This is a genomic window from Pseudoalteromonas sp. RB2-MNA-CIBAN-0110 (assembly GCF_040309305.1).
Classification (GTDB): domain Bacteria; phylum Pseudomonadota; class Gammaproteobacteria; order Enterobacterales; family Alteromonadaceae; genus Pseudoalteromonas; species Pseudoalteromonas arctica.
The window spans coordinates 91,823-103,033 of record NZ_JBEOOQ010000011.1; the positions used below are offsets into that span (position 1 = coordinate 91,823).

At 38.1% G+C, this 11,211-nt stretch carries 11 protein-coding genes; 2 read left to right on the forward strand and 9 right to left on the reverse strand.

Features of this window, described 5'->3' with window-relative positions:
- Positions 1–239: 239 nt before the first annotated feature.
- From AAEY68_RS07940 to AAEY68_RS07980, 9 genes are all read right to left on the reverse strand, one after another.
- Entirely contained in the window at positions 240–461 is a 222-nt protein-coding gene (locus AAEY68_RS07940) for a DUF2835 family protein (protein ID WP_010552655.1), read from the reverse strand.
- Positions 462–3,056, reverse strand: coding sequence for an aminopeptidase N (gene pepN, locus AAEY68_RS07945; protein WP_024592565.1), 2,595 nt, complete (start codon positions 3,054–3,056; stop codon positions 462–464).
- 47 nt (positions 3,057–3,103) lie between these two features.
- Complete coding sequence (nhaC, locus tag AAEY68_RS07950) at positions 3,104–4,567, reverse strand: Na+/H+ antiporter NhaC (protein WP_007586912.1); 1,464 nt, start codon at positions 4,565–4,567, stop codon at positions 3,104–3,106.
- 181 nt (positions 4,568–4,748) lie between these two features.
- Positions 4,749–6,773 carry a carboxy terminal-processing peptidase gene (prc, locus tag AAEY68_RS07955; RefSeq protein WP_350585771.1) on the reverse strand — a complete coding sequence of 675 codons (2,025 nt, stop codon included), beginning with the start codon at positions 6,771–6,773 and terminating at the stop codon, positions 4,749–4,751.
- A gap of 26 nt (positions 6,774–6,799) precedes the next feature.
- Positions 6,800–7,450 carry an RNA chaperone ProQ gene (gene proQ, locus AAEY68_RS07960; RefSeq protein ID WP_007586916.1) on the reverse strand — a complete coding sequence of 217 codons (651 nt, stop codon included), beginning with the start codon at positions 7,448–7,450 and terminating at the stop codon, positions 6,800–6,802.
- 15 nt (positions 7,451–7,465) lie between these two features.
- Complete coding sequence (locus AAEY68_RS07965; protein ID WP_002961910.1) at positions 7,466–7,744, reverse strand: hypothetical protein; 279 nt, start codon at positions 7,742–7,744, stop codon at positions 7,466–7,468.
- Positions 7,744–8,202, reverse strand: coding sequence for a free L-methionine (R)-S-oxide reductase MsrC (gene msrC / locus AAEY68_RS07970; protein WP_007586917.1), 459 nt, complete (start codon positions 8,200–8,202; stop codon positions 7,744–7,746). The genes AAEY68_RS07965 and msrC overlap by 1 nt, the downstream gene beginning before the upstream one ends.
- Positions 8,203–8,330: 128 nt before the next feature.
- The gene (locus AAEY68_RS07975) at positions 8,331–8,711 is read right to left on the reverse strand and encodes a hypothetical protein (protein WP_007586920.1); all 381 of its coding nucleotides are present in this window, start codon (positions 8,709–8,711) and stop codon (positions 8,331–8,333) included.
- Between the two features lie 287 nt (positions 8,712–8,998).
- The gene (locus AAEY68_RS07980) at positions 8,999–9,784 is read right to left on the reverse strand and encodes a PRC-barrel domain containing protein (RefSeq protein ID WP_350585772.1); all 786 of its coding nucleotides are present in this window, start codon (positions 9,782–9,784) and stop codon (positions 8,999–9,001) included.
- A gap of 173 nt (positions 9,785–9,957) precedes the next feature.
- Here AAEY68_RS07980 and AAEY68_RS07985 point away from each other — a divergent pair, with 173 nt between their 5' ends.
- Both AAEY68_RS07985 and AAEY68_RS07990 read left to right on the forward strand, forming a co-directional pair.
- On the forward strand, positions 9,958–10,143 hold the full coding sequence (locus AAEY68_RS07985) for a hypothetical protein (RefSeq protein ID WP_024589178.1): 186 nt from the start codon (positions 9,958–9,960) through the stop codon (positions 10,141–10,143).
- Between the two features lie 208 nt (positions 10,144–10,351).
- Complete coding sequence (locus AAEY68_RS07990; protein ID WP_231621046.1) at positions 10,352–10,915, forward strand: peroxiredoxin family protein; 564 nt, start codon at positions 10,352–10,354, stop codon at positions 10,913–10,915.
- The last annotated feature ends 296 nt before the right edge of the window (positions 10,916–11,211 follow it).

Here is an 11,211-nt window from a genome sequence, read left to right on the forward strand (position 1 = left end):
TGTCGCGGGTCATTTTGTGTGATCAAGTTATTGTTTTTAGTGTAATCATAACGATAGAAGCGAATCAGTGAAATTACAAATACTCGCTTTAATCTGTCATATACTTTTTATTCTGGTTAACGCTTACGTATTGGTAAGACGTCGTACCAGATAATTTATACACGTAATTTAACAATAGGACAAATTGAAATTAACAAAAATACAATATTTTTATGTATATATAACATAAAAACCGAGTGTCAGGCCACTCGCTCTAGGCGGATGAACTTGTTTTCGGGGGTTAATAAGAGTCTAAAACGGCCACGTACACCCAAGCTCGAAATGAAGGGCCTCAAATGCGTAGCAGCAAAACGAATTGTTTTACCGCCATCCTCTACAACTTGTAAAGAGCTAAAACGGCCATGGTAGTAATCCATGCACTCGTTATAGCTCAATCTTAAGGTAAAATAATACTCAATCATTTATGCGAGCGCTTTTTCAACCTTTTCATACAAGTCAGCACTTAGGCCATCTAAGTTGGCTAAGCGTTGTAATTGCAGCTTCATTGCTTGTGAGCGTACATCATCGTAACGCTTCCACGACATAAACGGTGTTAACATACGAGATGCATTTTGTGGATTAATTGCATTAAGTTTTATTAATAAATCACCTAATAACGCATAGCCTTGAGCATCTGCTCGATGAAATTGTGCTGTATTAAAGTGGCTAAAACTTCCTACAAGTGCACGTACACGGTTAGGATTTGAAAAATCAAAACACGGGTGTTCGTAAAGTGCCTTAATATCATCTATAGCAGTACTGCCTGATTGCATAGCTTGTAGTGCAAACCACTTATCCATGACTAAAACATCATGACGCCACTGACTATCAAAATGACTCAAAAGCTCATCTCTAACAGGGTGTGAAGCTTTTACCACAGCGCTTAAGGCACCAAGTACATTAGTCATATTAGTCGAGCTTGCAGCTTCTTGAATAAAGGTTACAGCTTCTGGACTTTGTGTTTTAGCAAGGTAGTGCAGACATATTTGCTTTAAAGCACGATTCGCAACAGCGCTTGCACTTATACTGCCATCATCTTCAAGAGATTCGTAACAACTAAGCAGCTCATCAGCAAGTTCATCAGCAATTTGTTGCTCAAACTTTTCTGTTATTTCAATAATGTCATCTACAGGTATTACATCAAATTCAGCAGCTAACGTGTCAAAACTCGGCAATTTAAACAGCTCTGCAATTAAAGCTAAATCGCCCTCTTTGGTGTTTATAAGTACACGTAGCGCATTTATAATTTCGCTGCTTAATACGCTATTCGTTGCATCGGTGATTTGAGATTTAATCGCCTTAATGAATAGCTGCTGTTGTGCATCCCAACGTGAAAAATCACTGCGCGCAAAACGCATAATATGCAATAGTTCGGGCTCTGTTGTTTGCTGGTTTAAAATACAAGGTGCAGAAAAGTCTTCGAGTAAAACCGCAACAGGCTTTTCTAAAATATTATCAAAGCTAAATGTTTGAGTCGCATTAGTTACATCGAGTACATGATCTAGCTTTTTACCTTTATATTGCAGAGCAATACTTTGTCCATTGGCATCAAGTAGTTCAATAGCAAAAGGTATATGAAGCTTTTTATTCTCTGGCTGATTAGCTGGCGCTGTTTGCTCGATTGTCAAAGTGTATGTATTTGAGCTGCTATCAAATTCTTGAATTGCATTTAAACGCGGTGTACCTGATTGGCTGTACCATTGTTTAAATTGCTCTAAATCAACACCTGATGCATCGCTCATCGCACTTACAAAGTCATCACATGTAACTGCTTGCCCATCGTGGCGCTCAAAGTAAAGCGTCATCCCTTTTTGAAAGTTAGTTTCACCCAGTAATGTGTGCATCATACGGATAACTTCAGCACCTTTATCGTATACAGTTACTGTATAAAAGTTATTCATTTCAATAACTTTCTCAGGGCGAATTGGGTGAGCCATAGGGCCTGCATCTTCGCTAAACTGATGCGTACGCATAACTTTGACCGCATCAATTCGGTTAAGTGCACGAGAGCCTAAATCACTACTGAACTCTTGGTCTCTAAATACAGTTAACCCTTCTTTTAGCGATAACTGAAACCAATCTCTACAAGTAACTCGGTTACCTGTCCAGTTATGAAAGTACTCATGCCCTACAATGGATTCAATCGTATGGTAGTCTTTATCTGTGGCTGTTTCTTGATTAGCTAATACGCATTTACTATTAAAAACGTTTAGCCCTTTATTTTCCATCGCGCCCATGTTGAAAAAATCGACGGCTACAATCATATAAATATCAAGGTCATACTCTAAATTAAAGCGTTCTTCATCCCACTGCATTGCCTTTTTGAGTGAGGCAATAGCATGGGGGGTTTTAGATAAATTACCTTTATCAACAAACAATGCTAATTCTACATTTCTGCCGCTTTTAGTCGTGTACGTATCTTTTAAAACATCAAAATCGCCCGCTACAAGTGCAAATAAATAGCTCGGCTTTTTAAATGGGTCTTGCCATTTAACAAAATGACGACCATCTTGTGTTTCACCACTGTCTACTTGATTACCATTAGAAAGAAGTTGTAGATACTTTTTATCGGCAATAATAGTTACATCAAACGTGGCAAGTACATCAGGGCGATCCATGTAATAGGTGATCTTTCTAAAACCCTGCGCTTCACACTGTGTACAATACGCACCGCCAGATAAATACAAACCCTCTAAAGAAGTATTCGTCTCAGGCGATATCTCGGTCACAATACTTAATTGGCAACTATCCGGTAGGTTATTAATTATTAGCTGCTCGCCAATAATTTCATAATCAGTTATATCAACCGTATCAATAGATAAAGACAGTAAGCGTAAATCAATACCATCAAGCACTAAAGGTGCTTTTTTATCACCAACACGCGTAAGCGTTAGCAAAGAGCTTACTTTTGTTGATAATGGCTGTAAGTCAAAGGTTAGCTCTGTGTGGTCAATTAAAAAATCAGGAGCTTTATAGTCTTTAAGATATTGTACTTGAGGTTTACTTGATTCAGTCATAGATACTCCAAAACAGCTCCTTTTAAGTTAAAAGGAGCTGTTTAAAATTAGGCGGATTGTTTTGGCTTAATACGTAAAATTTTAATGCCCAAATAGGCATAAACCACCGCTAAAACAGGGTTAATTAAGTTAAAGAAAGCGTAGAGTGCATAATCAAAAGGATTTATTAGTAAAACGCTTTGCATATATGCGCCACACGTGTTCCATGGAATTAGTGGGCTGGTAATTGTACCGCCATCTTCCAATGTACGAGATAAGTTAACAGGCTTCAAACCACGTTTTTCATATTCATCTTTAAACATACGACCAGGTACAACAATTGCAATATATTGATCGGCCGCTATCACGTTAGTACCAATACACGTTGCTATTGTTGCCGCAATTAACGATCCCGTACTTTTAGCTATTTTCAGTATACTTTTAACAAAAATATCCAAAAGGCCTGTTTTTTCCATAATGGCACCAAACATCAGGGCAGTCATAATAAGCCATGTGGTTGTAAGCATTCCGGACATACCGCCACCACTGAGTAGGGAGTCCATTTTGTCATCGCCTGTACTTATGCTAAAACCATCAAAAAACGTCGTCCAAACAAGCTTAAAATAGCCAACTAGCTGCCCTTGAGAAACATCAATTTGGCTAGCAATTAAATCAGATTGAAACAACATGGCCCAAACAGCGCCCACAACAGCACCGATAGAGATAGCAGGAAAGGCTGGCATTTTTTTAATCGCTAAAACTAAAAGTACAATTAGCGGGATTAGCATTTCAAAACCAATATTAAAGTTTTGCTGTAAAATAGCCGTTATTTCATCAATGCGCCCCGCTTCGCTTGAAGCAGTTGCGTTAAAGCCCATGAATATAAATATAATCAGTGCAATTACAAAACTTGGTACTGTCGTCCACAGCATATGTTGAATATGCTCAAATAAATCAGCGCCTACAACTGCTGGCGCTAGATTGGTTGTTTCTGACAGCGGGCTTAACTTATCACCAAAGTACGCGCCAGATATAACAGCGCCTGCTGTAACTGTTTGTTCAAGTCCAAGACCCGTTGCAACGCCTAATAAAGCAACACCTATCGTAGCGGCAGTAGTCCAAGAACTACCTATACTCATAGCTACAATGCCACAAATTAAACAACTCGCTGCATAAAACCAACTTGGGTTTATAACTTGCAAGCCATAATAAATTAAAGTTGGTACAGTTCCAGAAAGTAGCCAAGTGCCAATTAACGCACCTACCATAAGTAAAATTAGGATAGCGCCAAGTGAAAGCGTTATACCTTCGATCATAGCTTGTTCTAATTTTTTCCATGTATAACCGTTTTTAAGCCCAATTAAAGCCGCTGCAAAAGTAGCAAATAAAAGTGCAATTTGGTTAGGGCCTGATGAAGAGTTATCACCAAATAAGTAAACTGCAGCACCAAGTAAACAAATTAATACAGAGATAGGAATTAATGCATCAAAAAACGAGGCGGGCTTGATTGGTTTGTCATCCAATAGCTTCAAAGTAGAGACTCCTAGACACACTTACTGTGTGTTTAATTATTATTTTTAGCACGTAAAGCGCATTAATTGAGCATGATTGATCTAGCTCAACTTTATGTAATCAAGGATTATAACAATTTAGTAAATTTTAGGTAGTAAAAAAGGCGCTAAAGCGCCTTTTTTATAGAGGTAAAACCAGTTGTTACTTCTTAGCTATACGACCATAATTAATATAATCTTGAGTAATTAATGCAGCTTCTTCCAAAAATGGGTCAAGCTCTTCAATTACTTCAGGTAAATCGTCTAAGTTTTCTACCGGATCTTTACCTAAACGCTTAAGACGTTCGTTAGTACGTACAAGTGCACGTGCTTCACCTTCATCTTTTTCTTTAATACGCGTAGCTTCAACTAAAGAGATAGTTTTACGGTCTTTCTCTTCGTTGTATAAGGTAATGTCATTAAATACATAACCAAATTCTGGTTCTGATTTAATTCGTACTTCGTGTTGTTTCTCAAGGTACGTAATAATAGGTGTTAAATTACCTAATTTTTTGTATTTCGCTTTAACAATGCTGTCCCAAGGAAGTGCATTATCTTGCTTACTTTCGCCCCACTCTGCAGGATCGATTGCTGATGGAAACGAAATATCAGGGATCACACCTTTATGTTGCGTACTACCACCGTTAATACGATAAAACTTAGCAATCGTATATTGTACGCTACCCAGCGCATTATCGTATAAATCGTAAGCGCGGCCTAAGCCTTTGTGCTGCTGTACTGTACCTTTACCAAAAGTTTGTTCGCCAATAATAACTGCACGACCATAATCTTGCATAGCTGCTGCAAATATTTCAGAAGCAGAGGCACTGTAACGGTCAACTAAAACAGTTAAAGGACCATCGTAATAAGTTATACCATCACGATCTTTTTGCTCTTCAATACGGTTATTTAAGGTATGAATTTGAACAACTGGACCTTGGTCAAAAAACAAACCAGACAGTTGTGTTGCTTCATATAAAGAACCACCACCATTTTGGCGTAAGTCGATAATAATACCATCAACTTTTTCTTCTTTAAGCTTAGCCAGCTCAACTTTTACATCTTTCGAAAGATTATTGTAAAAGCCTGGAATTTCAATCACGCCAACTTTACTTGTTAAATCAGAGTATTTTGCTTCAAATACTTCTGATTTAGCCGCTCTATCTTCAAGTCGAATTTTATCACGCGTGATTTCAACAACTTTAGGTGCGCCGTGAGCGTCAACACCTTTTAAATACTGTAGACGTACTTTAGTCCCTTTAGGACCTTTAATTAAATCAACTACGTCATCTAAACGCCAGCCAATTACGTCTACAAATTCTTCGCCATCTTGGGCAACACCAATAATGCGGTCATCAGCTTTAATTTGGTCTGTTTTATCTGCAGGGCCTCCCGGCACTAAGCTGCGAATAACAGTGTAGTCTTCATCTGGGCTTAGTACGGCACCAATGCCCTCAAGCTCTAAGTCCATATCCATTTTGAATTGCTCTGCACGACGTGGCGATAAATAAGACGTATGCGCCTCAATACTACGTGCTAGCGAATTCATAACAATTTGAAAAGCATCTTCTGAATTAGATTGTACTAAACGTTTTTCTGCATTTCTATAGCGTTTGGTCAGCACTTCTTTAATGCCTTCCCAATCTTTACCCGTCATTTTTAAACGCAGTGCGTCGTACTTTACACGCTCACGCCAAATTTCATCAAGCTCAGCTTGTGACACAGGCCATGCTGAATCTTCACGGTCAAAAAAGTATTCATCTTCTTTATCAAACGTCATTTCTTTTTCAAGTAAAGTAAGTGAATACTCGTAACGTTCAAAACGGCGTTTAAGACTTAAGTTAAAAATATCAAACGTAAAGTCTAATTTACCGGTAGTAATAGCGTTATCAAAGTCATCACGATATTGCTCAAAAGAAGCAATATCGCTGGCTAAGAAAACGCTTTTATTAAAATCAAGGGATTCGATATAACGATCGTACACTTTACTAGAAAGCTCATCGTTAAATCGAACCGGTGTATAGTGTGAACGAGCAAATAAGCTAGCCACTCGTTTGCTAGCAGTACCATGTTGACTCTCTTGCTTAAGCTGGGGTAAATCGTCAATTGTAACGGCTTCTACAGCAGCAAATAATGAACCTGAAAACAGGGCAGCAACTAACGGAATGAGCGTAAACTTTTTACTCATACACAACTCCTTAATTTATTTACAACTTAAACGATGTATAAGCTGTCAGCTTTGGTTTTAACTTGCATACCTGTCACTAATTCAACATGAACGTCATCTTTGTTCACTTCAGTGATTACTGCATTTACAAGTGCTTGGCCAAGTTTAACCTTAACCTTATTATTAACCTTGACCTCAGTTGCTGGTAAAGGTTCAATTTTTCCTGAACGTTTAACTGGCGCTGCTTTAGCAGGTTTGTTAGCTGCAGGTGCGTTTTTATCGCCTGCTTTGCTAGCATGAGCTGGTTTTTTCTTGAAAGATTTAGAATCAGAATCTTGGCGAGGACGCTGTTGTTTTTTGCGTTTTGCCATTTTAGCGCGGCTTTCTTCCAATGCTTTTTGTGCATGGTCGATATGCTCTTGCTCAACTTTTTCACCTTGATTACCATCAAGATCAATACGAAACTCTGACTTTGTCACAGCTTCTAAATAACGCCAATTAGACGTGTATTTTCTAAGCGCTTGACGAACTTGAGTCTTACTTACTTTTTCAGACCCTTCAATACGCTCAGCAATATCTTTAAAAATACCTACTTTAAGCGGCTTGATGCCATCTTTTTGTTTAAAACATTGTGGGAATTCTTGATATAAAAATTCCAACACTTCATTAATATCTTTTAGCTTGTTTGTGGTTTCCATTTTAGAACCTATTTTTCACATCTTTTCATCAAGGGACGAATCGACGTAGTGTGTTACCCAGTCGACCAACTCTTCGAAATCGGCTTCTATTACAGCCATATCACCCCGAAGGTGTTCCCAAATACCATTAATTGTTTCATCAATAAATTCACATTCTGAATCATCTGGAAGACGATCCCATGCAATATGAATTAAATCATTGAGCGTTTCCGCTACATGCTCTTCTTCGCCTTCCCAGTCGCCAACATCTTGCACAGCAAATAGGTAGTCTTGAACATTTAGCAAATCTTTCATTACAGGCTCGCCTCTAAGCATTTCACTAATGCTTCAAGGCCAGCTTTATCATCAGCATCAAATCGGCCAATACTTGGACTATCAATGTCTAGTACTGCGAATACTTTACCATGTTTCATGATAGGTACAACTACTTCAGAGTTAGACGCTGCATCGCAGGCTATATGCCCGTCAAAAGCGTGAACATCTTCAATTAATTGTGTTTCAGCGGTTGCCGCAGCTGTTCCACATACCCCTTTCCCAACGGGAATACGGATGCATGCAGGATTACCTTGAAACGGACCAAGTACTAATTCAGTAGGAGAATCCATAAAGTAAAAGCCCGCCCAATTTACATCTTCTAAAGAGGTAAATAACAGCGCGCTTATGTTTGCCAAATTGGCAATTACATTAGATTCACCAGCTATCAGCGATTCAGTTTGCTTAACTAATGACTGGTAAAAATCGTGCTTTTGCATACCAAACTACTTCTTATTAAACATACAGTAGCTAAAGGTACTCTTTGTCGTGAAAAATTGGAACCTTTTGGAGGTAAAAAAAAGGAAATCGCACCGTTTATCAGCGTGCTTGGTTAATAATGCTGCGATTATTTTTTTACCGATTTGCGAAGACCAAATAAAAACAGTCCGGCTGCAAATGCTGACATAACACTATTAATCAAAAATATCTCGCCAGTTGAGGCACTTAATAAGTAACTAAATATAGCGCCACCTAACAAACCAAGCGTTAATACACCTGAATAATTAACTTTAGAATACTTAAACATTAGTAAATACCCTGGCACAACAAAGGCCGCCATCGTTAAGCCTACAATATGTGCATTTGAGATAGCAGTCATCAACAGTTGAAAAAATACGGATAAGAAATCCCCCTGTAGCGTTAGTGCATAATACAATCCTAACAAGCTGCCAATAATTACCGGGGACAATAATGAAAGCGCGACGCTTTTTGCGAGTTGATGTTTCATCTAATAATCCTTAATACAGAGTATAAATTTTAATGTATTAAGCATGCACCAAGATCTAAAGCTTAGAAATAGAGACTATGGTCGTAATTTATGATGATAAAACATACAACATATAAGCTAGGTAATTTAATAAAGACAAGCACTAGACTTTTTTGTTAATGGATCAAGAGGTCGGGATTTGAACCAACACTCTCGAATTAAATAGTTGAATTAAACGACTTACTACAAGAATACTTATTTAATAACGTAAACAAACCAATCAAAGACCTCATTTAAAGGTAATATTGTTATTCAACATTACAACCATAATGAGTTTGCAAATTTTGTTCATGTTCTAGATTAAAAGGCACTGAGGGGTCAAAAGTGGGGGCATCTTTCACTTGCTGCTGCGTCATATCAACATAAATTTTAGAAGTAGGCCAACTCACCTCTTTAATCCATTTGGGAGCAATCAAAACCAGATGACCCAACCACCAATTACTGGTGTTAATAATAAAATAACGAATTTCCCAGGTGTCGGTATCTATCAACATACCTTGTAAGTGACCTAGATCACCGTCTATGACATCAAGTTTATAACCCGTTACTGCATTACTACTGCGTAGATGATGATCATTATCTTGAGATAATGCAGCATCAACATCTGCGAAATTATCTGGTGCATCTAAGTTATCAGGCTTTGGTGCGACACTATAATTACCAGGTGACATCATATTAGGGCCGGGATCACCTTCCAAAATATCAGTGTTATCCCAATAATGTGAGTAACCATAATATCGCATGTATTCTAGCTCATACTGCCTAGAAACTGGCTTTTCGCTATCCATATCAGGGCAATTTTTAACTTGTTTTCTTGAAATTGTAACAGTGAGCGTCTGTGGTTTCTGATTTAACTTTTTAATTGATATAGGTGAAAGTAATATTTTTTTGCTCAATAGCCAAGTGCCAGTTTCAACCACCAAATATCTGATCACCCAGTGTTTATCATCAAAATAAAAATCTTTGGTAAGCCCAATATCTCCATCCGATGCATCAATGGCTAAATTTTTTAAATCATTCAGAGTATGTAACATGACGTATTTGCTCCAAGTTAAAGATGGCAAACAATAAATCATTGTTTTGTTAATAGAGTTTATATTTAAAAGCTTGCAGCAATATTCTCATTCAATCTGTTCGCTATCGCACCGAAGTAGCATGAATACAAGGCTAATCTAGATTTATCTATACATTTTAAGGTGAATTGAATATGGCTAAAATAGAAAAACTAGAGTTAGCAGCCCATCGCAACGATATTATTGAAGACGTCAGTAATTTGATTGAGAAATATCGCACTATTTTTGGCTGGGATGTGCCCGATATCGATGAAAAATTGGCAAAAAATTTAATTGTGAATGAAGTTCGCCAAGCGCTTGATAATATCAACAATGAATAAATTACAACGACCTACCAAGCTAGCTAAAAGTTCGAATACAAACAGATGAAATCTCTGCAATCGCTTATTGTATATTTGCTGTTTGCTTATTGGATCTGAGAGCTAAGATAATTTGAAAAAGAGTCTGCTCTGAATACTACTGCTTATGTGTTTGAATTTTGCTTGCTCTGATATTTTGCGCCCCACCACTGACCTGAGGAATACTATAATGCCCAGACCAATAAAGCCCAAAACACTTTACCACTCAACATTTAAACTTATTTTTAAGCTCCCGCTTATTGCGATACTAACACTATGCGGGCCGTCCGCTTTTGCAGGCGATGGACCATGGCCGTCGTTTACAGCGACAACACTCAATGGCGAAAAAGTAGACAGTAACAAACTGATAGGTCAACCAACACTGCTCATACTTACGCCGTCTCGTAATGCCGCAAAATCTACTCGGGAGTGGGTTAACACATTACGTTCAAAAATCGATCATGATAAATATCGGATTCGGGACGTCCTAGCTGTCAATTTACCATTCTTTATGTCGGAAGAGGATGCCATTGGTCGGGCAAAAGAAAAAGTACCGCAACGCTACCACGATCAAACTTGGATTCTGAACTCACAGGTCATGGAAGAAGCGTTAGGTGTGCCCTCAGATAGTGATGAAGCAGTCATTGTTGTTTTGGATAAGAACGGTGATCTGATATCGCAGGTTCATGGTAAAGTTACAACAATCCGAATGAATGAGATCACCAATGCCTTGCAGAGCCTCGCAAGTAGCTAACAACTCCACTACTGACCATTAACGTATCAAATAAAATCGTTCAGTAGTTTAGCGCGTGATTTAATTCGTTGAATTGCTTAAATACTTATGCAAATTGGTATAACATTTCAATTAAACGATATGTTCTCTTTTGAGTTTTAGAATGAATCTCAAGCATGAGCAAGTGCAGTACTTTTTTTGAACACAAAAAAACCCGCTAAATTAGCGGGCTATTTTGTTATATGGTGGAGAGATAGGGATTTGAACCCTAGATGGGCTATAAACCCATGCCGGTTTTCAAGACCGGTGCATTCGAC